General features: G+C 66.7%; 19 protein-coding genes and 1 pseudogene. 10 read left to right on the top strand and 10 right to left on the bottom strand.

The genetic code is table 11. The features are described 5' to 3' along the window. Nucleotides 1-175 precede the first annotated feature (175 nt). On the bottom strand, nt 176-883 hold the full coding sequence (locus BHS09_RS27125) for a helix-turn-helix transcriptional regulator (protein WP_237079845.1): 708 nt from the start codon (nt 881-883) through the stop codon (nt 176-178). 298 nt (nt 884-1,181) lie between these two features. On the opposite strand from BHS09_RS27125, the gene BHS09_RS27120 reads away from it, so the two are divergent. Further along, a complete protein-coding gene (locus tag BHS09_RS27120) occupies nt 1,182-2,150 on the top strand; it encodes a hypothetical protein (protein WP_140799490.1) in 969 nt (322 codons plus the stop codon). Nucleotides 2,151-2,278: 128 nt separating this feature from the next. On the opposite strand, the gene BHS09_RS27115 is transcribed toward BHS09_RS27120, so the two are convergent. Beyond that, nucleotides 2,279-3,880, bottom strand: a complete 1,602-nt coding sequence (locus BHS09_RS27115) for a PKD domain-containing protein (RefSeq protein ID WP_237079844.1) — start codon at nt 3,878-3,880, stop codon at nt 2,279-2,281. 396 nt (nt 3,881-4,276) lie between these two features. Between BHS09_RS27115 and BHS09_RS27110 the strand changes: the two genes are divergently transcribed. Together BHS09_RS27110 and BHS09_RS27105 are read left to right on the top strand one after the other, a co-directional pair. Continuing rightward, entirely contained in the window at nt 4,277-4,582 is a 306-nt protein-coding gene (locus BHS09_RS27110; protein ID WP_140799488.1) for a hypothetical protein, read from the top strand. Between the two features lie 614 nt (nt 4,583-5,196). Next, nucleotides 5,197-5,934 carry a ferritin-like domain-containing protein gene (locus tag BHS09_RS27105; RefSeq protein WP_201799738.1) on the top strand — a complete coding sequence of 246 codons (738 nt, stop codon included), beginning with the start codon at nt 5,197-5,199 and terminating at the stop codon, nt 5,932-5,934. Between the two features lie 469 nt (nt 5,935-6,403). On the opposite strand, the gene BHS09_RS27100 is transcribed toward BHS09_RS27105, so the two are convergent. Then, nucleotides 6,404-7,648 carry an MFS transporter gene (locus BHS09_RS27100; RefSeq protein ID WP_140794383.1) on the bottom strand — a complete coding sequence of 415 codons (1,245 nt, stop codon included), beginning with the start codon at nt 7,646-7,648 and terminating at the stop codon, nt 6,404-6,406. A 155-nt stretch (nt 7,649-7,803) separates the two neighbouring features. On the opposite strand from BHS09_RS27100, the pseudogene BHS09_RS40130 reads away from it, so the two are divergent. The 4 genes and pseudogenes from BHS09_RS40130 to BHS09_RS27075 form a co-directional block, all read left to right on the top strand. Then, nucleotides 7,804-8,118, top strand: a pseudogene (locus BHS09_RS40130) (helix-turn-helix domain-containing protein); the annotation flags it as partial. Between the two features lie 397 nt (nt 8,119-8,515). Continuing rightward, nucleotides 8,516-8,692 carry a DUF1428 family protein gene (locus BHS09_RS39580; protein WP_237077464.1) on the top strand — a complete coding sequence of 59 codons (177 nt, stop codon included), beginning with the start codon at nt 8,516-8,518 and terminating at the stop codon, nt 8,690-8,692. Nucleotides 8,693-9,589: 897 nt separating this feature from the next. Next, nucleotides 9,590-10,579 (top strand): S8 family serine peptidase, encoded by a 990-nt coding sequence (locus tag BHS09_RS27080; protein WP_237077463.1) that lies wholly within the window; start codon nt 9,590-9,592, stop codon nt 10,577-10,579. Between the two features lie 40 nt (nt 10,580-10,619). Further along, nucleotides 10,620-10,859: a hypothetical protein gene (locus BHS09_RS27075; protein ID WP_140799487.1), complete on the top strand. Its 240-nt coding sequence runs from the start codon at nt 10,620-10,622 to the stop codon at nt 10,857-10,859. Between the two features lie 69 nt (nt 10,860-10,928). On the opposite strand, the gene BHS09_RS27070 is transcribed toward BHS09_RS27075, so the two are convergent. Next, nucleotides 10,929-13,640 (bottom strand): DNA/RNA non-specific endonuclease, encoded by a 2,712-nt coding sequence (locus BHS09_RS27070; RefSeq protein ID WP_140799486.1) that lies wholly within the window; start codon nt 13,638-13,640, stop codon nt 10,929-10,931. A gap of 272 nt (nt 13,641-13,912) precedes the next feature. Next, nucleotides 13,913-14,410: a MarR family winged helix-turn-helix transcriptional regulator gene (locus BHS09_RS27065; RefSeq protein WP_140794379.1), complete on the bottom strand. Its 498-nt coding sequence runs from the start codon at nt 14,408-14,410 to the stop codon at nt 13,913-13,915. A 127-nt stretch (nt 14,411-14,537) separates the two neighbouring features. Between BHS09_RS27065 and BHS09_RS27060 the strand changes: the two genes are divergently transcribed. Next, complete coding sequence (locus BHS09_RS27060; protein ID WP_140794378.1) at nt 14,538-15,986, top strand: glycoside hydrolase family 43 protein; 1,449 nt, start codon at nt 14,538-14,540, stop codon at nt 15,984-15,986. A gap of 166 nt (nt 15,987-16,152) precedes the next feature. On the opposite strand, the gene BHS09_RS27055 is transcribed toward BHS09_RS27060, so the two are convergent. Further along, nucleotides 16,153-16,932, bottom strand: coding sequence for an enoyl-CoA hydratase/isomerase family protein (locus BHS09_RS27055; protein ID WP_140794377.1), 780 nt, complete (start codon nt 16,930-16,932; stop codon nt 16,153-16,155). 29 nt (nt 16,933-16,961) lie between these two features. Beyond that, the gene (locus tag BHS09_RS27050) at nt 16,962-18,596 is read right to left on the bottom strand and encodes an acyl-CoA synthetase (RefSeq protein ID WP_140794376.1); all 1,635 of its coding nucleotides are present in this window, start codon (nt 18,594-18,596) and stop codon (nt 16,962-16,964) included. A 311-nt stretch (nt 18,597-18,907) separates the two neighbouring features. Here BHS09_RS27050 and BHS09_RS27045 point away from each other — a divergent pair, with 311 nt between their 5' ends. Then, nucleotides 18,908-19,840, top strand: a complete 933-nt coding sequence (locus tag BHS09_RS27045; protein WP_140794375.1) for a helix-turn-helix domain-containing protein — start codon at nt 18,908-18,910, stop codon at nt 19,838-19,840. Here BHS09_RS27045 and BHS09_RS27040 read toward each other — a convergent pair. Further along, on the bottom strand, nt 19,771-20,208 hold the full coding sequence (locus BHS09_RS27040; RefSeq protein WP_140794374.1) for a YciI family protein: 438 nt from the start codon (nt 20,206-20,208) through the stop codon (nt 19,771-19,773). The two genes, BHS09_RS27045 and BHS09_RS27040, sit on opposite strands and share 70 nt — an antisense overlap. Nucleotides 20,209-20,544: 336 nt before the next feature. Between BHS09_RS27040 and BHS09_RS27035 the strand changes: the two genes are divergently transcribed. Beyond that, nucleotides 20,545-21,576, top strand: a complete 1,032-nt coding sequence (locus BHS09_RS27035; RefSeq protein WP_140794373.1) for a histone deacetylase family protein — start codon at nt 20,545-20,547, stop codon at nt 21,574-21,576. A 17-nt stretch (nt 21,577-21,593) separates the two neighbouring features. On the opposite strand, the gene BHS09_RS27030 is transcribed toward BHS09_RS27035, so the two are convergent. Further along, a complete protein-coding gene (locus BHS09_RS27030) occupies nt 21,594-22,361 on the bottom strand; it encodes a glutathione S-transferase N-terminal domain-containing protein (RefSeq protein ID WP_140794372.1) in 768 nt (255 codons plus the stop codon). Next, on the bottom strand, nt 22,358-23,098 hold the full coding sequence (locus BHS09_RS27025; RefSeq protein WP_140794371.1) for an alpha/beta hydrolase: 741 nt from the start codon (nt 23,096-23,098) through the stop codon (nt 22,358-22,360). Before BHS09_RS27025 ends, BHS09_RS27030 begins: the two co-directional genes overlap by 4 nt. Nucleotides 23,099-23,160: the final 62 nt, after the last annotated feature.

Genomic DNA, 23,160 nt, shown 5'->3' with positions numbered 1-23,160 from the left:
TGGTGGCTCTCGCTCCTGTGCCCATATCTACCCGCCTTCGCTCCGGGTGAAGCAAACAGGTGAACGTGCGCAGCGTCACCGTGTGACAGCACTCCGTCCTTGCGCGGAGCGCGCCTCCGCCGCCGTGGAGAGGCCTGCTGCCCTGGTTCATTCAAGACGGCCGCTCTCAACACGGCTACTGACCGTCGGATGCGCGTGCGAGCTTCGGTTGTCCATCTGGCGGGACTTGCCGTGAGGGGAGCGCAGTCGTGGTCTCCGGTTCATCGCGTGCGAGCACCTGTGCGATGAGCGCCGCCCGCGACTGGACTCCGAAGCGGCGGTAGAGGGTTTTCGTGTACTGATTCACGGTGAAGCGACTGATGCCGAGCCGAGCCGCGATCTGCTTGTCTCCGAGTCCCTGAAGCAGCAACTCCAACGTTTGACGTTCGCGAGGCGCCAGCCAGCCTGCCGGCGTTTCTACCTTCGAGGGCCCTGGCGGGTCGAACATGGCTCCGCACTCGGCGTGGAACAGATGCAGCAGCTCTCGGTCCGCGGCATCGAAGGGGCGGCCGCCCCGCTCACGGTAGATTCCGATACCCCGCACCACCCCCGGGAGCCCGGACCACTGGCTTGAATACACAGAGTCATCGAGCCCCGTGGGGCGCAGATAATGCTCGACATAGGGGGCGCCATACCAACTCCAGTCCTCCACCAGTTCCCGGCGCATCGCGGTGACGAGGGTGCCGGGCTCCGAGCCGCGCTCCATCAATGAGCGAATGGCGGGGTTGCAGGCACTTCCCATCCTCCGGAGCGCCTCGAGCGCGGACACCGCGCTCCCGCTCCACCCTTCCAGGACGATTTCCGTGAAGCCGACATGTCCTCCCGGTCTGAAGTCGCGCTCCAAGACGCACGCTCCGGCCTCTGCGCCCAGAATGCGACACAGCCCGACGAGGAGATGCCGGGACCGTGTCGCCACTCTCGCTGGCAACTCATGTGCCTCGTTGATGAGCCGCACGAGCGCATGAACCTGCGGGCTTCGAAGGGTGCCACCGCTCATGGGATCTCCCGGTTCGCGCAGGACCGAGCATCTCCCTAATTTTAGTGAATTCCAAGTACTCCATGTTCAAGCCAGGATTTGCGCGGCATTTCACAGGCACGGTGGCGGCGCATCGTTTGGGAGCCGGAGCCAAGGAGGATACATCATGAAGAGCAAGTGCGCGTTTCGGCTGGGGATTCTGCTGATGACCAGTCTGGTGTCAGCAGGGTGCGGTGACGGACTCGAAGAGACCCAAGCGCCAATCGATCTCAGCCCGTCCTCGCTGAGTGCAGCGCGACTGTCGTTCCAGCGCATCGACCGACTCTATGAGTCCGATCCGGCGGCCGCGGTGGAGGCCTCGCGGCGACTGCGGCCGAAGCTCGATGAGCTCAATCAGCTGCTTGCTCGTGTCGAGGTGTCACGGGAGCACTTCATCGAATTCTACGATTTGCAGCCCGGCGGCATCCTCGTCGTGGAGCGGGGCCCCGTAGCGGATGGACGTGTCTTACGTGACGGTGATGTTGCCAGGCACTCCGCCGTCGAACTCTATCGCCAGTTGACGCGAGGCGCCACGCCGCCCACGGCGTTGGTCAGCGCCGAATCGCGCCGTGCTGTCCCTGATGATGCCCATGTCATCGTGCGGGATGAAGCGGCTCCCAATCTGGAATCATCAGGGGGATTCGCACCGGACCTTGGGGAGCAGGGGAGAGACGGCTTCTCGTCCGTGACTCAACCCCTGACGAGCGCGGACGGCCCCTTCTGGAGAGACAGCGTCTGTTACAAGGGTGGGGACTTCGTCGACTGCTGGTCCAATGTGACGGGTAACGGTTGGGCGGCCGCGAATGCCAAGACGTCCTTCACCCAACTCGCGCCCTATCGGGGGACTGTCGGGCTTTGGGTGTCGTACGAGTCTTCTGTGAAAGCTGCCTGGAACGTTGCCGCCGGAGAATGGTTTTCGTTCCACCAATACAGCGGCACCTACTGGACGTGTCCTCCACTCGTTGCCTGCGGCAGCACCGATTACTACATCCGCAATCATCGATGGGACGTCACGGACGCGGTCGGCGACGGATATCACTTCACTTATGCGTTCAGGTGGAACTGCAGCGGCGGCTTGTGTACGTTCAGCCCCTGATGTCCGCGCAGGTCGGACCCGTCGATGCCCAGTGTGATTCGCTCCGTCTTCGCCGATGCCTGCTTGGAGTAGGCACAGGCACGAAGCCGACCCTCGTGGTGCCGAGGGCCGGCTTCATTGCCGACAGTTCAGCGAACTTCGAACTCGTAGATTCGCGTCGCTGGGTCGCTATTCTGAGCCGGCGTCGTCACGTTGAGCCGGATGTAACGCGCCGATGTCGCCGTGATTGCATGGGTCGAAGTGCTGCCAGTGTTGTTGCTCACCGTGACGGGCGTACTCCAAGTGGACCCGTTGCTCGACGTCTGGATGGTGAACGCCCTGCTGTTCCAAGCCGTCGATTCACCGCCCGCACCCGCGTGTTGGATCGTGAAGCTGCTGACCGTCTGCGCCGTACCGAGATCGACCTGCATCCACGCCGGCGAGGTCAGTGAGCAGAACTTGTCGGTGGTGCCGCCCGAGACGCTGCCGTTGACCGCCTTGGCGGCCGATTCGGCGCTGTTGCAGGGGGCCGAACTGGTGGTGGGCCTGTTCAACGCCAGATTGGCGTAGCTCGAACCGACGGACACCGCCTGGGACTTCGTATGGCTGGCGCCGCCGTTGTCGGTGACCGTCAAGGTGATGTTGTAGTTGCCGGCGCTTGCATAGGTGCGCGAGGGGTTGGTCGCGGTGGAGGTGCTGCCGTCGCCGAAATTCCAGCTGCGCGAGGCGATGGTTCCGTCCGCGTCGGTGGACGTATCGCTGAAGGTCGCGGTGAGGCCGCTGACGGTGACTCCGAAGTTCGCCACCGGTGGGGTGTTGCCGCTGACGGCGGTGTTGATGGCCGCCGCATACTGCGCGCTCGTCCCCTGCGCGCTGCACTGCTGGATGTCGTCGTACAACCACATGAAGCCGCCGCTGATGCCGGCGCTGGACTTCCAGTTGCTCATCCGGGTCTGCACCGTGGACGGGCTGTCGCCCGACGCGCAGCCGCTGCCATGCCTGGACCACAAGCCCGGTGCGACAGTCATGCCCATGGCGGTGTTCCAGCTCGCCGGGTTGTTGCCGGCGCCGCCGGCGTACACCTGCAGGTAGATTCTATCGACGGCGCTGCCGAGGTTGTTCCTGAGGTTCCGCCAGAACGTCTGCTGCGTGTACGGCGCGAAGGTAATCTTGTAGCCCATCCCGATGAGCATCTGGCTGAAGGTCGTGGTCGGGGCCAGGTCGTAGGCGCTTTCGTCGTCGAAGTTCACCGCGTCGGCGCCGGTGGCGGCCTTCAGCGCCTGGAAGTTTCTGTACAGGATGCTGTTGCTTCCGGTTCCGCAGACGACGGTGGTTCCGCAGCCGGGCGCGGTGCCGTTGACCAGTCGAATCATGCGTTCGAAGTCCGGAACACCCCAGGCGCCGATCGACACTTCAATGCGATTGACCGAGGTCGGCGCGGTCTTCAGCGTGGCCAGCCGGGCCGGCCAGCCAGGGTCGCCCATGTAGGCGCCGTTCTTGACCACCGGAATGTCGTTGTAGATCAGGTCACCGTTCTCCTCGATGTGGAAGCTCCACAGGATGACCGTGGTGAAACCCGAGCTGCGCAGGTCGTTCATCACCGGGGTCCCGCCGGAATAGAACGGGCCGCCGCCGTAGATCGCCGAGTACGCGCTGGCGTCCGGCGCGGCGACAGCCAGGGCGAGCGCGGCGAGTGTTGGCAACAGGCTGCGGCGAGAAATGGGTGGCGCGGACTGATTCGATTTCGACATGGAACGTTCCTTTGCATTGTGCGTCGTGGACGGTGCGATGGCCGGCGATCCGCGTCTGTGTGTGAGCCATTGCGCTCGTTCATTGCCAGGCGCTCTCCGGGTCGCCAATGGCAGCGACGGGCCGACATTGCGAGTGGCGACTCCAGCGTGTCAATCTTTGGGTTGATTCAAGTCAGGCAAGAACGTTCAAGCGCGGGTGTCTGCATGGGGCGTGAACCCCTTGGGTGGACGGGTTGATTCCGCCGCAGTCCTTCCGAATGGGGCGGCCGCTATCGCAAGGCGTGATGGGGGAGTGGCTCAAGATGTGAGTGTTGAGTAGTGTTTGTTTTGATTTGCTGGCTTTGCTGTGTGGTCTTGAACTGCGTACGGTTCCATCCAACTCTCTTGGGTGGGGTCATGGCTGGACTGTCCGCGGTGCTCTTGACGTCGATGGGACTGCTGTTGGGGGCTGGTGAGCGCGTTTCTGAGGCAGCGAAGTCAGCTGCACCCCAGGTCGAGGGTGTGGATACTGATTTTCTCTGCCTGGAGAACGCTCTGTATAATTACTGCAGCGAGGCGACCTTCACGACATGGGTTGGGGAAACCTATTGTGAGTGTCGCCGTCTGGCGGCGCATACCGGGACGCGCACCCAATATGTCGATGTGGTGTATGCCGAGCCTTGTTTGGGCGAGGCTCAGAACTGTGCGCCGACGGTTGAGTGATGGCGTGTGTGTGCGTTGGACGTGAGTCGAGCAGTCACTCGTGGGGACTCACCCCAGCGCGCCGCAGGAGGGCTCATGCGAGGGATGGTCGACGGCGACCTCCCCGCATGCGCCCGACCGGCCCTTGTCCACCGTGTAGCGGCGTGCACAGGTGTGCTGCGACCGCGCCACCCCGTGCACGCCCGGGCCTTCTCGGAAGGGCCAACGGCGCTGGCATTCTCGGTGCATTGCCGACGACACTCGTGAGACCGGGGGCGCGTCGCCGCGGACTCTCGAAAGGGTTGGCCATGGATGCCGCGGCTGTGATTCTCGTTGTCCTCCTGTTCGTGGTGGCTTTCGTCTGGGGACTCATCCTCATGCTTCAGAAGCGCCAGCCCTGGGGCCTGAGGGTCCTCGGGGGCGTCATGGCACTCGTCTCCGCTGTGCCGGTGGGGGGCCTGGTTTTTCTGGTCCACCTGCTCTGCACCACCAACCTTACGAAGGGGAGGGTCCTTCGCCTGCGTGGTCGAACGCGCGTGGCTCGCCGGGCACTGGGGGCGGGCTGGGCGGATGACGCCGTTCCGGATGTTTCGGGACTCACACCCTGGCAGCGAACGGTGCTCGGGGAGGTATGGATGTACTCAGCGGGCCTGGAACACGCGTCCGTTCCCGCCTTCTCGAAGTTGTCGCTCAAGCTCTCCGCGTTGGGGGCGCCCTCGGAGCTCCTGGAGGACTGTCACCTGGCGGCGCTGGATGAGATTCGTCACGCCAGGCGGTGCTTCGCGCTCGCCAGCGCCTACTCGGGGGTGGGCTGGACGGCCGGAACGATTCCGGAGCTTGGACAGGGAAGTACGCCGCCTTCCCCGATGGATTCAGGAGACACCTGGGCCCGGCTGGTGCGCGGTTCGCTGCTGGATGGATGTCTGGCCGAGGGGATGGCCTCCCTGGTCGCGGGCGAAGGCGCGAGCCGGGCCTCAGACCCTGTCGTGCGGGAGACCCTGTCGGTCATCTCCGAGGACGAGGGGCGGCACGCGGAGCTGGCCTGGGACGTCATCGCTTTCGCCCTGCAGCGGGGCGGCCGGAGGGCGAAGGACGCGTTGCGCCAGGCCCTCTTGGCGCTGGAGTCGCAGCAGACGCCTGCGCTCCCTCGTATCCCAGGGGTCGACGAGGACTTCCTCGCGCGAAACGGCGTGCTGCCCCAGGTGGAGCTGGGGCGACTGATGGCGGTGTGCATCGCGCGGACGCGCGCCCGGGCGGAGGCACTGCTGGCGCCGTCGAACCTCTCGATGCGGAGCGGCCCCAGTGACTTCCAGGGGGTGCCCGCTGCGTCTTCGCGCGACGCGGTGCCCGTGGAGGCCGCGCCGCGCTGCTGACCGGTGTGCGGCGTGGGAGTTGGCACCGTCTGGCTGCGAAAGGCGCCGTGGTCAGCGGCGAGACTGGAGCGGAAGTCGCCGCATGGGCCATCGGTCAGGTACGTCACCCATTGGACTGGCCATCATTTGATGGAAGTCCTTTCTGGTCCAGGAGAACGAAAAGAAAGCGCCGAGGCCGCGCCTGATGATGGGGTGGTCTGATGGCGGCGCTGGTCTGACAGCCCATGGCAGAATCGCTTGAGCACAGTGTCTGACTCCCAGGAGCGGGCATCACGACTCTGTGCTTCGACGGAAACATGGTTCCGCACGACAGGTCGGATACCCGCGGGCCGCGGCGCATCGCACGGGTTGCCTTGGCTGGCCGTGGCTTGCGGTTGATGCGCTGCTCACGCTCCCCGTAGGTCGCATCCAGAAGTTCTTCGGGGCAGGCCCGTGCGGCGGCCGCCCCCATGTGGTGCCCCTCACGCCCTCAGCTGGCCAGCTCCTGGGACTCAACTGGGGGAGACTTGGGCTCGCCGAAGGACATCAGCCGGCGGTGTAGCGGCGTGAGCAGTCCGAGGAGGATCACCAGCACGCCGGTGACCTGCAGGAGCCGCTCGATGGAGACTACTTCTGCCAGGGGCCCGAAGAGCAGCATGGACATCGGCATCAGCGCGGTGGAGAGCATGGTCATCACGCTGAAGACGCGGCCCAGGTAGGTTGGCTCCACGCGCTCCTGGAGCATTACCGTGGCGGGCGTGTTGTAGAGCGGCAGCGCCACGCCGAAGATCCCCATGGCCGCCAGGTACACCCCGAAGTGAGGCACCACGCCGAGGGCCACGGTGCACGCGCCCATGATGACGTTGGATGCGACCATCGTCCGCATGCGGCTGCTGAAGCCGCCCCACGCCGCGAGCGCTGCGCCCCCCATCATCATGCCCACCGAGAAGACCATTTCGATGGCGGTCAGCCTCCACACCTCGTCCCCGAAGCTTCGCGCCGTCTGCAGCGGCGTGAGGAATGCGGCCGGAGTGATGAGGACCATGATGAATCCCAGGTAGCCGAAGAACGGCACCAGGTGCGCGTGGCCGCGGATGTAGCGGAAGCCGTCGCGGATCTCCGTCAGCTGCGAGGCCCCCTCCTGCTCTGGCGCGCGGGGACGCGGCTCTACCCGAACGAAGAGCGTCACCAAGGTGATGGCCAGGGCCGCTGTCACCACGTCGATGTAGAAGAGCACCTGCAGGGGGGCCACGGACATGAGGAAGCCGGCGAGCGCGGGCGCCCCCAACATGTTGACCGAGTGGAGGGTGCCCTGGATGCTGTTGACCCGCATCAGCTGGTCCTCGGGCACCAACTGCGGCAGCAGCGCGCCCACCGCCGGCTGTTGAACGGCCGTACCCACGGAGCGGATCGCCGCGGCCAGGAAGAAGAGCCACAGCTCCGTGCCGCGCAACGTGAACACCACGGCCAGCGCCAGGGTCACCAGCGCAATCATCGCATCGGCGAGGACGATGAGCTTGCGGCGGTCGTACCGGTCCGCCCAGACGCCCGCGAAAGGCGAGAGGAGGAACGTGGGCAGGAATCCGGCCACGATGTAGAGCGTCATCATGACGCTCGAGCGCGTCTGCAAAGTGACCTGCCACAGGAGCGCGTACTGCACCAGGGAGGAGCCGAGCAGTGAGAGGGCCTGGCTGCCCAGAAAGAGGGCCGTGTTGCGCTTCCAGGAGGCTTGCATGGCGCGCACTGTAACCGCTGGCCGGGTATCAACAACCGCACAGGTTTGGACGGCCCTATGCCGGTCGTGGCCTTCGCTTCAACGCGGAGTGAAGTCCGCTCAATGGGTAGACACCCCCGGAAAGATTCCCGAGGCATTGCAAGGCATTGTGGGAAGTGGGCGCTCCTGGGGCGAACCAGGGACCGAGCGGTCATGAGCCAGTGTGGGGCCGGTTGGCAGGGGCTCGCAGCACCTGTCAGCGGCTCGCAACCCTCGGAAAGGATTGGGGTTCCCAGGGCGCAGGGGCCTTGCAGGTTGGCACCGTTTCCACGGCTTCGATTGGACGTGGTGCGCCAGTGGTGTCGCGGACGCTCACGGTGCACGAGGTGGCGGAGGAACTGGCCGTCTGCCGGGCCACCCTCTACGCGCTCCTGGAACGTGGGGAATTGGAGCGGGTGTGCGTCGGGCGGCCCAGTCGGGTCCCAGCCGCGTCGCTGGAGGCGAGGTGTGGCTGGGGAGGGGCAGGTGGAGGAGCGCGGGCGGGCGTACCGGCGGAGGGTCCGGTTCTCGTCGCCTTCTTGTGCAAGGGGCGAGGGGGGCCCTCCTGTCATGCGAAACGTGCGCATGTGACGGCGGTGCAACTGGTGGAGCGGGTGCTGCCGCACATGCCCTGCCAGCAGTGGACGCTGTCCTTTCCGGTGGGTGTTGCTGAAGGACGTGGGACTCCTCTCGCCGCAGCAGCGGCTGCGCTGGACGGAGGTCGACATTCGGCCCCCTCCCAGAGAGCAGTCCCGGTGTGCCCTGCTGGAGGTCTTCTCCCTGCACGCCAACCCACACCTGCCTGCAAACCCGTCTCATGCTCCGGGGATGCCCCGAGGGAGAGATGCCATGCACTCCATCGGCGGATTCGTGTGCGCACTGCCCGCGGCGAACAAGGACGCCTACCGGCAGGCCGCTGTTGCTGCCGCGCCGCTGTACACGGAGTTTGGTGCGACCCGCTTCGTCGAGAACTGGGGCGACGACGTTTCGGTGGGCAAGGTCACCGACCTCTCCGGCGCGCGGTGAATGCCCAGCCAGGAGAGGTCATCGTCTTCTCCTGGATTGAGATGCTGTCGAAGGAGGCTCTCGACGCGGGGGAAGGCCATGGCCGATCCGCGGATGCACCCGGACAAGGTGCCCGATGACGAGGGTCAGCGGACCTCCGGCGGTTTCGTGCCGCTGCTGGACGAAGTCAGCGGCAGGTAGTCGAGCGGATCGTTTGTGAGGGGAGGGCGGCGCTGCGGGGATGCGCGCCAGCAGCCCCGCCTCGAAGGTCAGGGCTGCTGGCCGCTACGCGAAGGTCATGGGCTGAGAGGTTTCATCAGCGCACGACTGGTGGCCGTGCCTTCGCGGATCGAATTCAGACGTCACGGCACTGGGTGTACTCACCGATGAGCCGGGCGTGCCGGCCGCATCGAAGACGGTGCATACGGTGGGGGAGTCACCATGCCGATGGGTGGAAAGAAGAACGGGAACGGAAGCGGAATGATGCCGAGCCCTGATGACGCGGAGACGACGGGCCGCTACATCGTCCTTCTTCCTGAAGGCCCGGGCGAGCAGGCGGCGCGCTCGCTCGACAAAGTGGCGGGCGTCAAGGCGAGGGTCCTGAATGGAGGTCGTCCCGAGGAGCAGCTCGAGCTTGACTCTGGGAGCATCGTCTTCCCCGCCATCGGGGCTGCCGTCGTGGAAATGGACCCCGATCAGCTCCGGTCTCTTGGTATTGCGGAACAGAAAGGGGAGTTGCCGGCGCTGGCCGTCGAGCCGGAGCGTGTGGTGCGTGCCTTTCCCTGGGACGCTGGCGTCACCGGGCGGAACGGGAGGTTGAACGTCGGGCTGGAAATGCCCGGCTCGTTCAGTCCGCCAACGTGGACACCTCCAGGGGACCGCCTTTCCTTGGATGGACCGCCTGGGATGGGGCCGCCCATGGAAAGGGCACCCATCCAGGAGTTCTCCGCAGCGTACCTGAGAGGTTACAGGGATTCCGTCGTTCAGCTCGTGGACCGATTGTTGGCGGATGGCGGCGTCGCTGTAGAGCGGTTCGCGCCGGCGGCTCTGCGGGCGGTGGACGAGCTCGACGCCACCTGGGGCCTTCATGCGACGCGGGTTCTTGCCTCGCAGTTCACGGGCAAGGGAATCAAGGTGGCTGTGCTGGATACCGGCTTCGGTCCCCACCCGGACTTCGCCAACCGGAACTTCCTCACGGCTTCTTTCGTCCCGGGCCAGGACGTGACGGATGGGAACGGCCACGGTACGCATTGTATCGGGACTGCTTGTGGCTTCCGGCCCACCACGCGGGGACCGCGCTACGGAATTGCTTGCGAGGCCGACATCCTCGTGGGGAAGGTGCTGGGCGATGATGGCTCTGGCACGGACGGCGGAATCCTTGCTGGTATCAACTGGGCCGTGACGCAGGGCGCCGACATCATCTCGATGTCGTTGGGCGCACCGGTGTTGCCCGGACAGTCCTTCAGCACGATTTATGACCGGGTGGCCCAGCGAGCGATGATGCGCGGTACATTGATTGTCGCCGCGGCGGGCAACGAGAGCCGGCGCCCCAGTGACATCAAGCCCGTCGCGCATCCCGCGAACTGCCCCCATATCGCGGCCGTGGCCGCCGTCGACATGAACCTCCTGGTGGCCTGGTTCTCGTGCGGAGAGGTGAATCCCAACGGAGGCGAGGTGAACCTTGCCGCTCCCGGCGTCGACGTCTTCTCGTCTTATCCTCTGCCGCCCAACTACAAGCGGATGTCGGGAACGAGCATGGCCACGCCACATGTCGCGGGTATCGCCGCATTGTTCGCCCAGGCGACGAACCTGAGGGGGATGGCTTTGTGGAACGCCATCGCCAAGTCGGTGCAGCGCCTCCCGCTTCCCGCTCGAGACATCGGCCGGGGGCTCGTCCAGGCCCCTTGAGTCGGGGCTCTCTCGCCACTTCCTTCGAACGAGCACGACGATGCCAGGGAAAACGCCCGTCTCCGTTTTGATAGACGCAGCACCTCCAGACCGATTCGAGGACGTCATCGCGCGGCTTCAAGCAGCAGGCCTGGAGATCGAGCAGGTGCTGGAGGAGTCCGGCGTGGTGCTGGGGACGACGGAGCCCGACCGGCTCCCATCTCTCAGCGCTGTCAGGGGGGCGACGGTCGAGGCCCAACGCACGTTTCAACTCAAGCCGCCTGACTCCGACATCCAGTGACGGGGGGGCGCGGGGGCGGCTTCGGGTTTCCGAACCGAAGCCGCCCCTGTGCTCAATGCCCACCCGCATTCAGTGCATCCACCCATCCATTTCCTGGGGTGTGCCGGTGAACTTCAGTGGGAGGATTCGCCGGCCCGCGGCGCGTCGGCGGTCGCCACTGAAGACGAGGTCCTGCGGGCCGGTGAGACGCCGGTAGGATTCGGCAGGCACGGCGGCGCGCAGGGCGGCGGGCGCCCATGCCAACTCGTCAGCGTCCTTCAGCGCACCGAAGTCCAGGCCCGTCCACGCTTCGATGGCCTGCAGCGTTACCTGGTAGCGCTTGAGCTGTAGAAGCTTCTTTCCGAGCTTGTCATGCAGCATCTCAGTCTGCTTCATGAAGAATGCGACCACGGAAAGGTCTGCACCTCCCGCGGTGGCGTCTCGGAGGACCACCACCTTCCAGAATCCCGCTGGAATCTGCGCATCGCGCAGCGGCGGGTCATCGTCGCTCAGCACGGGGCCCGTGAAGACGCACAACCGATAGGAGAAGTCGGCCGCACGCTCGAGAACCCAATCCTCCAGAACGAGCCACTCATCCTGGTTGAAATTGGCATGTTGAGGAGCGGCATTGGTGAAGTAGAAGGTGGCTTCATTGGCCCGGCGCGCTTCCGAAACCGGGCCCCAGATGGGGTCCTGCCGCCGGACGAGGTGTCCCCGATCCCACTCATTGCCTGCGTAATAGGCGGGTCCCAGTTGCACCTTGGCTGGGATTCGGGGGTCCAGCATCCACGGCAGTCCCTGTCGTCCCAGCCGCACCATGTGCGCAGCGTCGATGTTACACGCCGTGTAGAGGGCTGTGCGGCGACGTTCGTGCAGGGTCAGGGAGAAGTGGACGTAGCCCACCACCTGTCCGCGAGAGAAGGACTCGTCGAGTGTGCGCCCGGTCAGCTTGGGCAGAGGGACTTGGAATCCGTCGCCCAAGAAGTCCGCCGAGTAGGGGATGTGGAGTTTGGGGGCGACGCTGACGATGGTGATCTCCTGCGCCTCGGTTGAGAGAGCGGGGGAGGCACGTTCCGTCTCCGCTGCGTCAATCGTTCCCTGGATTTCAGTGGATGGGATGCCTACGGTGTCGAAGGCACGCGCGACGGCTTTCAGCTTCTCTTCGAGCGCCGGGTCATTTCGGAAGAGCGTGCGCGCCGCGACTTCCATCCCGCGACGGCTGTCACTGAATCTTGAGGTTGGAGAGAGGTGCTGGGTGAGCGTGATATAGAAAAGGGCGGCAACCTCCTTCGGCTTCAGGAGCGGCCGTCCCGACGCATCGGCGGCCGTCAGCAGGAGGTAGGCCGCACGATTGTGGATGCCGCTGTTGAAATGTACGCCGCCAAAGTCGGATGAACGCTCCTCGTACTGTTCCATGTGTTCAGGCTGCTTGCAGCGCTTGGGTGAACTCAAATCTCTGATGGGGAGCCCCGTTCCCTCCAGTTCCTCACCCATCTGCCAGTCCCACTTCCTGACGTCATGCTCGCGAAAGTTCGAGACGATGATGCCGAAAATGTCCGAGTAGGATTCGTTGAGTGCCCCGCTCTCCCCTTTGTACCAAAGGCGCGCGGTGTGCTCGGTGAGTCCGTGGATGATTTCGTGGGCGACCACGTCGAGCGCGGTGGCGTAGGAAATGAGTTTGTCATCCTGCATGCGCTGGCCGTAAGCCATCTGGGAACGAATCCATGCGGCATTTCGCCATTCTTGTCCCTTGCCCTCGCTCCTGTAGCAGCAGTTGATGGAGGAGGTGATGCGTCCTCCTTGATTGTCGAGGCTGTTGCGCTTGAGGACCTCGCGCAGGAAACGAGCGACCTCGGTGGCGTTGGCATGTGCGCTGATCCCTGCCGCGGACCAGGGCCTGGGGGGCAGCGTGACGTAGTCGCCCGGGAATGTCCTGCTGTCGAGTTGGATGTCGCGGAAGCGCGCGTCGTGAGTGTGGATGTTGTAGTCCTCGTCCACGAGCACGATGCGGTCCTGTTCCAGCTTGCACCGGAACTCGCGCTCCTTTCCGAGTTCATCCACTGCTGCTTCCGAGCATCCGATATCCGTGACACGGAACGAGGCAGGCCAGGGGCGCCGTCGTGGTTCGTAGGGATCCGTGAACTCCATTCCCTGCGTGCGCGGCAGTACGGCGACCATCGCGCCCGTATGCGCGTCCACCACGTAGTCGAAGAGGGCAGGGGCGCGCGGGTCCTTTGATTTCTGACTCGGAACATTTTCGACTGTGTAGGCCAGATGCCACTGATTGTTCTTCGCGTCGAAGTAGTATTGGAGGGTCGGGACGGCCTTGAGCGAGCCGTCCGTGTATCCAGCCTCACTTTCGACGACTTTCAGGGCTTGGGCTGGAGATTGCTTCGCCACCGGATTCAGGCCAGAGGGTTCTCCTCGAGAGGCGTTGATGGTGAGCAATTCGTTCTTCTCGTCTAATTCAATGGTCACCAGCGAGCCGTAGACGGGGATGTTCCCGAAGAGTTGGCGGAACTTCACCATGGTCGTCCCGGTGAGAGGGAGCGCCTCGGCGCCGAGCGTACGGAATTCGTTCGTGTGGCTCTGGACCACGATGGGATTGAAGGTCGGGAGCTGCGGACTGGCGAATGCCTTGTCGAGATATCGCCTTGCCGCCGTTTCTGCGTCGAGCGAAGCCAGGGTGGGCGCCTCTTTTGTTGGAGAAGGTGCCAGGCCTCTGATGGGCCGGAGTTCCGCCGCCACTTCGGGGCGGTCATGCCGGTGAAATGTGAATGGCGTCAATCCATTGCTTTCCATGACTTCCTCTCGACCTCCTGAACGTTCGTGGGAGTTCTCCTCGGTGAAACGTGAGCCGTCATGACGGTGTGGGGAGCGGCGGGCGGCCGTGCACGTGCCCAGTCGCGCGTGGGGACACGGGCGGAGCACGACGTGGAGGCATGCGGGGCGCACGCGGAGGCTCGGCCTGGGCGAGCGCGGGGCCGCTGGACAGCGTGAGCAGCAGTGCGGCGGTCAGGCTTCGGACTTTCATCGCGAACTCCTGTGCGGGGATGGGCGTCGAGGTGCCGCGCCTACTCGCGGGCCTTGACCTTGCGTGGTGGCTTCAGCTTCGCGGAGGCCTTCTCCAGCCGCGTGTCGAAGGACTCGCGCTCCAGCGCTTGCAGCGCCTCGACGAGGATGCGGGACAGCGGCGCGGAGAGCTCCTTGTCGAGCTGGTCCGCCGCCGCGTTGGTCGCCGCCCATTGGCGCTCCAGGGCGGGGAGCATGGTCCGGGCTCGAGGCGTCAGCGCGACGATGCGCTCGCGAGCGTCGGCGCCGGGCTGGAGCTCCACCAGTCCCGCGTTGACCATCTGCGACACCGTCTGACTGACAGCGGAGTGGCTGACATCCGCCTGCTGAGCAATGGCGCGGATGGAGACCGGGCCCTGCGCCATCATCGTCCGGACGATGGGCGTGTAGCGCGGGCGGCAGTCCACGCCCGAGCGCTGGTAGGCCTGCTCGACGGCGCCGTCGAGCTGCTCGATGAGGTTGCGCAGCAGGGGGCCAAGCGTGGGTGTTCCGATGCCCATACGAGCGGATGTATAAGTGCTGTTGTATTTCGTCAGCTGGAGGCCATTGGCTTGGCCGCTAAAGCGCGAATAGCTGATATTTATTGAATTTCGTGCTAGCTCGCCCCCTCCATCTGGAGGTGGTTCCATGAGGAAGTTCCCTCGCATCCTGGCGCTCACGGTGGTGTGCGCCGTCCCTGCCTTCGCATCCGGTTGTGGCGACGAGCGCATCGACACCTCGCTCGCGGAGGAGGCTCCGGTCGGCACCGCCGGCGCACCGCTCGCGTGCAGCACGCGCATCACCTACGGCGAGAGGTGGATTCGCCCCTCGGGGCATGCCGCGCAGTACGACATCGCGAGTGATTTGGTGACGTGGGATGGCACCTGCATCAACGAGGGCAGCAACTCGTATGCGGTGCTCTCGAACGGCTGGCGGCCGTACTTCACCGGCAACAACGCGTGTGTCATGGCGCTCGACACGGACTGTGCTGGGGCCGCCGCGTGCTCGACGCGCGTCACCTATGCCGCGTCGTGGCTGCACCCGTCGGGACACCCCGCGCAGTACGACGACGTGAGCGGGCGTGTGTTCTGGGACCGGACCTGCACGAACGAGGGCAGCAACTCGTACGCTGCCCTCTCTAACGGGTGGAGGCCGTACTTCAACGGCACGGGCGCGTGCGGCATGTCCTTCCGCTACACGGGGTGCGGTGGGCTGTACCGGAACCCGGTGGTCCCCGTGGACTGCGCGGACCCGGGCGTCATCCATGATGGGACGCGGTACGTCGCCGCGTGTACGTCCGGCGGCGCGGCGAATGCGTTCGCCCTGCGCACGTCGACGGACCTGGTGACGTGGACGAGCGCGGGCTCCATCTTCCCGTCGGCGTCGAAGCCCACTTGGGCAACGGGAGACTTCTGGGCGCCGGAAATCCACAAGCTGGGGACGCGCTACATCGCTTACTTCACCGCGCGGCACTCGAACGGGAAGCTGTCCATCGGCGCGGCGACGTCGGCGAGCGCGCTCGGGCCCTTCACGGACATTGGCCGGCCGCTCGTGCATGACACGGCGATGGGGATGATTGACGCCACCTTCTTCACGAGCACCACCGGGGCGCCATACCTGGTGTGGAAGGCGGACGGCAACGCGGTGGGGCAGCCGACGCCCATCTACGGGCAGGCGCTGTCGGCGGATGGACTGTCGCTGGTGGGCACGCGCCAGACGCTCATCCGCAACAACCTCTCCTGGGAGGGCGGCGTCGTCGAGGCGCCGTGGGTCGTCGCTCGGGGCGGCTACTACTACCTCTTCTACAGTGGCAATGCGTACTACAACAGCACCTACGCCGTGGGCGTCGCGCGGGCGACGAGTCCGCTGGGCCCGTACACCAAGCTGGGCTCGCCGATTCTCAAGACGGGTGGCGGCTGGACGGGGCCGGGACACAACTCCGTCGTCACCGGGCCGGACGGAGACATGTACATGGTCTACCACGCGTGGAACAGCGCCCACACAGCGCGGGTGATGCTCGTGGATGCAATCACGTGGCCCAATGGCTGGCCCGCGGTTCCGTCCGCGCCGTCCGCGGGCTCGCGGCCCATGCCGTAGCGGTTTCGCTGTGACGACTGCCTCCGCGCCGCGGCCTCATGTGCCACGGCGCGGAGGTACGCGGCGGCGGGGGATGGCTGTTTGGATGCCCTCGTGCGCGCTTCGCTCACTCGCCTTGAATCACATATGACGCAGCGACCGAAGTCGGGGTAGGCACAGTGGGCGCTCAGCCCTTGCGCTTGCCCTCGGACTCGAGCTGCTTGCCGTAGGCCTCGGTCTTCTGCGCGAAGTTGCCGCTCGCGAGCACCATGCCCTTGGCGAAGAGCGAGCCCATGCCCACGATGTTCATGTTCTGCTGCAGGTACTGGTTGAGCCACTTCTTCGTCATCTTCAGGCCGAGCGGATCGTACGAGAGGAGCTTCTTGATCAGCGCGTCGACCTCGGCGTCGAGCTGGTCCGCGGGGGCGACCTTGTTGATGAGGCCAATCTCGTAGGCCTCCTTCGCCGTACAGGCACGGTCGGTCATCAGGAACTCGCGCGCCCGGCTCAGGCCAATCCGGGTCGGCCACAGCAGCGCGCCGCCGTCGCCCGGAGGCACGCCGAAGCCGGAGAGGTGCGGGTCGCTGAAGGTGGAGTCCTCGCTCGCGTAGACGAAGTCACAGGCCAGCGCGATGGACGCGCCCATGCTGTGCGCACCCGGCGCGTACACCTTGGCGATGGTCACCTTCTCGCAGTTGATCTGGTCGCGGATGATGTCCTCGGCCTCCTTGAAGATTTTCAGCATGTCATTGTAGATGCCGAGCTTCTTCACCCACTCGAACTCGTACTTCTCGGGCGCGAGGAAGGACTTGTTCTTGCCGGTCACGACCACGACCCGGGCGTCAGACTCGTGCGCCCGGCGGAAGACGCGGGCGAGGCCGGCGTGGGTCTCTCCGTTGAGGCCCCCGATCTCAATGGTGAAGACATCGTCCTTCTCGGTGATTTCGATAAGGCCAAATTCCGACATGCGGTGCTCCTCCTTGGGTTGTGCTGGCTTCAGCCGTCGATGGCGCGTGACGAGCCGGCGCGGGCGCGCAGCTCGAACTTCTGGATCTTCCCGGTCGAGGTCCGGGGCAGCGGGCCGAAGACGACCGCGCGCGGCACCTTGAAGCCGGAGAGCCGTTCCTTGCAGAAGGCGATGATGTCCTCGGCGGTGGCTTGGGCCCCGGGGTGGAGCTCGATGAACGCGCACGGCGTCTCGCCCCACCTCGGGTCGGGCTGCGTGACGACCGCGGCTCCCACGACCGCGGGGTGCCGGTAGAGAACGTCCTCGACCTCGAGGCTCGAGATGTTCTCGCCGCCGGAGATGATGATGTCCTTGCTCCGGTCCTTGAGCTTCACATACCCATCCGGCGACAGCACGCCGAGGTCGCCGGTGTGGAACCAGCCGCCGGCGAACGCCGCGCCGGTGGCCGTGGGGTTCTTGAGGTAGCCTTTCATGGTGATGTTTCCGCGGAACATCACCTCGCCCATGGTCTCGCCGTCAGCGGGCACCGGCTGCATCGTGGCTGGGTCGAGCACGGTGATGGCCTCCTGGAGGTGGTAACGCGCGCCCTGCCGGGCATTGAGGTGTGCCCGCTCGGAGATTGGCAGGGCGCTCCAGCTCTCGCGCTTCTCGCAGACCGCTGCCGGACCGTAGACCTCGGTGAGTCCGTAGACGTGGGTGAGGTCGATGCCGAGGTGCTCCATTGCCTCGAACATCGCGGCCGGCGGCGCGGCGCCGGCGACCATGGCCGACACCCGGTGGGCGATGCCCTGTCCGTGGGCGGCGGCGGCGGCGATGAGCATGGAGTGCACAATGGGCGCGCCGCAGTAGTGGGTGACGCGGTGCTCACGGATGAGGTCGAAACACGTCGTCGCATCGACCTTGCGCAGACACACGTTCGTCCCTGCGCGGGCGGCGATGGTCCACGCGAAGCACCACCCGTTGCAGTGGAAGAGTGGCAGCGTCCACAAGTAGACCGGGTGCTTGGGCAGGTCCCACTCGAGGATGTTGGAGGTGGCGTTCAGGAACGCGCCCCGGTGGTGGTAGACGACGCCCTTCGGATCGCCGGTCGTGCCCGAGGTGTAGTTGAGGCAGATGGCGTCCCACTCGTCGTCGGGGCCGGCATAGACGAACGAAGAATCGCCCTCGGCGAGCAAGGCCTCGTATCCGACCCCCGGCGCAGGCGGCAGGTCGAGCTCGGGGGCGTCGACGTCGACGACGAGGATGTCGCGTCCGAGGCGGTCGACGGCCGCGCTCGCCACTGCGGCAAGCTCGCGGTCGACGAGCAGCGCCTTGGCCTCGCCGTACGCCAGCATGAAGGCAATGCTCTGGGCGTCGAACCGGGTGTTGAGGGCGTTCAGCACCGCGCCGCTCATCGGCACCCCGAAGTGCGCCTCGATGAGCGCCGGCACGTTGGGCATGAGCACCGCCACGGTGTCGCCCCGGCCGATGCCCCGCTTCTGCAGCGCGCTCGCCAGCCGCCGACAGCGCGCGTCCGTCTCGCGCCAGGTCTGCCGCAACGCGCCGTGAACGATCGCGACTCGCTCGGGGTGCACCGCTGCCGCGCGCGCCAGAAACGTCATCGGCGTCAGCTGGACGAAGTTCGCGTCGTTCTTATCGAGGCCGAGGTCGTAGATGGATGCCATGTGCTTGCGGTGGGGAGCGGGGGCAGCTGCCAATCGACTCAGCACCGTACTGGTGCACCTTGAGGTGGTCTTGAATGCCTCGGAGGTGCCGATGGAACGATTCGGACGACGCGCCGCGGCAGCGCCACGCGCTCGCGGAGGTGTGTGCGGATCGGCCGTCGTCGGCGCGAAGGTCCCTGGTCACCGTTCAGGCGTGCCTCCAACTTCGCTCCCCGCGGTCACGCGACAGCCGCCACCGTCCCACCCATCGTCCGCTGCCCGGCAGTCCCTCCAAGCAGGCACCAACCGGTGAACGGTTGCGGTTTCCAGAGGTGAGATTCGACGCCAGCCTTGGTGTCATGGCCCCCGCAGCACACACGAGGGCCCGCCTCGACGACCTGGTGCGGACCACGGCCAACTACTCGGCGTGGCTCGAGGGCACCTCCGCGACCGCGAAGCAGATCGGCGTGCACGGCTTTCGGTTCGACGCCCACCACCAGCTGACCGGGGTGACCCTCGACACCTTCCACGTCCTCCTCTGCCTGGGCGGGCGCGCGTCGATCCGCCGGAGCATGAACGGCTCGGTTGAGGTGATGGACCTCGGCCCCGGCGACGTGCTGGTCAATCCGATGGCAATCTCGCTGCGCTGGAGCTGGTCGGGGGCGGTCGAGGTGCTCAACATCGCGGTGCATCCCGGCTACCTCGACGAGGCGGTCCGTGAGTCGATGGGGGGCCTGGTGCGTCTGCGCCCGCGGGCCACCCCGTCTGCGCCCAATCCGTCGCTCGTCCAGCTGGGGTGCGATCTACACCGCGAGGTCGCCACGCCAGATCTGCTCGGGGCGCAGCGGGGTGCCCGGGCGGTCGGCGAGCGCATCGCGCTTCACCTGTTGCGCAACTACGTCGACGTCGAGCGCACCGGCCACGACCGCACCTTCAGCCCCGAGGCGCGGCGGGCGCTGCTGGACTACGTCGAGACGCGGCTCGACCAGCCGGTGCGCGTCGAGCACCTCGCGGCGCTGGTTCGCCTGGGCGAGCATCATTTCTCACGCACTTTCCGGGCGACCTTCGGCCTCGCTCCCCACGCTTGGCTGCGGGATCGTCGCCTGGAGCGCGCCCGCGAGCTCCTTGTCACCACCGACGGGTCGATCTCGAGCATTCGGAGCGGCGGGGCTGCGGTGGCCCGCCTGCCTGGAGGCTACTTGCCCGCGTCCTTCGCCGCGTCCTTGGCATACTCGACGGGCGGGGCCAGGGGGAACGCCAGGTAGCCCTTCTCCGTGTACCAGGCCATGACCCGCACCTGCAGCCGGCCCGCCTTCACCATCGGGTCCTGCTCGGCGAGCTGCTTCGCCTCCGCCTTGGTGGCGGTGCGGTAGATGCACGCGCCGCGCATGCCCACGTCGTCCTGCTCGTCGAAGGGGCCCGCGAGCACCATCTTGCCGCTCTCCCCCATGCGAGTGAGGTGCGCGAGGTGCTCCTTCTGCAGCTGCGCCAGCGCGGCCTCCGGCAGCTTCTTGGCGCCAGGCACGCGCTCGAGTAGGACGAGGTAGTGCTTGTCGAACTCGAACTTCTTCGCGGCGGGCTGGGCCGGCGCGGCGCCGAGGGTGAGCAGGAGCAGGGCGGTCGTGATCGTCATGGCGGAGGTCCTCGGGAAGCAGGTGCGCGGAACCCTAGAGGCAGCGGCTGACGCGGCGCCACTTTCCGGCTTCTCGAACATGCGCCGGTTGCGCGCGTTGGCCTCGTTGACGCCGCACTGCACGCGCTCGCAGCCGAGGTACGCGACGCAGTAGGCGATTGGGCATGCGCGGCGGTGCAGGCCAATGAAACCCAGGAACTCGCTGCTGCTACACGTCGTCGCCTTCTTCTGGGCCAGCTTCCACACCCACGGTGGATGAGCGCGTCACACGATCGTGACGGTGGTCTTGTAACGTCGTGTGCCGGCACGGCGCACGTGCAACCTGGAGCCCTCCCGATGCGAGTCGTTCATTCCCCGCAGCACGCCCTCCACGACGGCGGCATGGAGCTGCACCGCGGTGAGCTGGTGCCCTGCTTCGAGATGCCCGCGCGCGCGGACTTCATCCTGCAAGCGGTGAGGCAGGCCGGCCTGGAGGTGAGCGAGCCACGGGCCTTCGGACTGGAGTCGCTGCGGGGCGTGCACGACGCCGGCTTCGTGGAGTTCCTGCGCACCGCGCACGCGCAGTGGCGGGCCATCGGCAAGCAGGGCTTCATGCTGCCGAGCGGCTTTCCGGCGCGGGGCATGCGCCGCGACCACCTCCCCTCCGGCATCAACGGACAGATGGGCTACTACGCCTTCGACGCCGGAACGCCCATCGTCCAGGGCACCTGGGACGCCGCCTTCGCCGCCGCGCAGTGCGCGCTGACGGCTGCGGCCTGGGTGGCGGAGGGTGCGCGCAGCGCCTACGCGCTGTGCCGACCTCCGGGGCACCACGCGGGCCACTCCACCTACGGCGGCTACTGCTTCCTCAACAACGCGGCGCTGGCGGCGCAGCACCTGCGCGAGCGCGGCTGCGCGCGCGTGGCGGTGCTGGACGTGGACTACCACCACGGCAACGGCACCCAGGACATCTTCTGGGAGCGCGCCGACGTGCTCTTCGTCTCACTGCACGGCACGCCAGAGACGGAGTACCCCTACTTCCTCGGCTATGCCGACGAGCGCGGGGCCGGCGCCGGCGAGGGCTTCACCCGCAACTTCCCGCTGCCGCGCGGCACCACCTGGGCGCAGTACAGCACCGCGCTCGACTCCGCGCTGGACGCCGTGGCCCGCTTCGGCCCGGATGCGCTGGTGGTGTCGCTGGGCGTGGACACCTACGTGGGAGACCCCATCAGCGCCTTCGCGCTCGAGCGCGAGCACTTCCCCCTCATGGGCCGGCGCCTCGCGCAGCTGCGACTGCCCACGGTGTTCGTGCAGGAGGGCGGCTACGCCGTGGAGGACCTCGGCCTCAACGTGGCCGGTGTGCTCGAGGGCTTCGACGCCGGACGCTGAAGGTGGGCGCAGGCACGCTACGCCCGGACGGGCTCGGCGGGCTGCTCGCTGCGCCGGTGCCGCGCGTAGAGCGCGTCGCGCCAGGCGACGACGTCCGGATATCGCGCGCACAGCTGCGGGTGGACGCCCGCCGCGCGAGTGGCGGGGCCTAGCGCGATGTGCCCGCCGTCCACGGGTGACACGAACTGCAGCGTCACCGCCATCGCGAGGTCCGCGTAGGTGAGGCGGTCCGCGACGAGGTGGCGCTTGCCCCCCGCGAGCGCACGCTGCAGCGCCTCCAACTCGAGCACCAGCGTGGCCTCCGCCGCCGTGCTGTCCGGCATCCCGTACTTCCTGCGCAGGAAGGCCATGGCGAGGTCCACCGCGGGCACCGAGAGCTGGCGCACGAAACCAGGGAAGGCGGGCGGCTGCTGCTCCAGCTTCGCGGCGCGGTCGTTCGCGAGCCGGTCGAGGTAGCGCACCCGCGCCGCGCCGAGCGCGGCCTCGCTGCGGGCGTTCCAGGCGGCGATCTCCTCGGCATGCTCGGCCGGAAAGAGCGTGGGCGCGCTGCCGTGCGCGTCCGCGTAGCGGGCGATGCGGAAGGAATCGATGAGCGGCCCCTCGGGGGTGAGCAGCATGGGCGTGCTCACGCGGCCCTTCAGCCGCCGCGCCCGCAGCCGCAGCGAGAGCTCGCCGATGAGCGGGTAGTGCTCGCGGTACGCATACGCGAGGCGGTGGTGGTCCAGCGCCCAGCGGGCCTTCTCGGACCAGGGAGAGAAGGCCTCGCCAATCAGGGTCCACGTCATCGCGACGCCTCCGTGCGCAGCTGCTGCTGCAGGAAGGTGCGCCAGTCTTCGATGAGCTGCGGTGAGAAGTCGTGGCCGAGGCCGGGGTAGACCTTCACGTCGATGGGGACACCGGCTGCCCTCAGGACATCCACGCGCGCCGCGGTCTGAGGGGCAGTGATGATGGGGTCGACTTCGCCCTGCAGCACCCATACGCGCCGCGCGGCCGGTGTACCGGGCGTGGGGTCTCCGAGCAGGCGCGAGCCCATGGGTACCGCGACATCCACCTGCTCCGGGTGGCGCAGCGCGAGCACCCATGCGAGGTCTCCGCCGTAGGAGAAGCCCGTCACGGCGACGCGGCGGATGTGGGGGTGTGTGGCGCGCAGCTCGCGGATGAGCTCTGCGAGCCGCGCGGCCATCTGCTCCACGTCGGCGGTCTTCTCCGCGGTCACCTTCTGCTCGTGGCCGGCGGTGAACCAGGTGAAGCCCTCCCTGCGCGGGTGCGGGCCGCGTGGCAGCACGACGCGGGTGGGGGTGTGCCAGTCCTCGAGCAGCGGCCTCCAGAACCCGGGCGTGGACCCGGAGTAGTGCAGCGCGACGAGCATCGCCTCGGGCTCGCCTGCTCCGACAGTGTACGTCTCGTAGGTGAGCGAGGGCGCGGCAGCCGGCGCCTCGCGGGGCGCCTGGGGCGGGTGGGCACACGCGAGACAGAGCGCAGGCAGCATCCGGAGCACGGCGAGGTACAGGGGCTTCATCATCAGACCTCCGACAGCGGAAGGGGAGACGCAGCGCTCAATGACTTTGCGGGCATTTCTCGCCC

It is taken from the genome of Myxococcus xanthus (genome assembly GCF_006402735.1).
GTDB classification, from domain to species: domain Bacteria; phylum Myxococcota; class Myxococcia; order Myxococcales; family Myxococcaceae; genus Myxococcus; species Myxococcus xanthus_A.
Note: the sequence above shows the minus strand (reverse complement) of the source record. Positions and strands in the feature narration are given on the sequence as shown.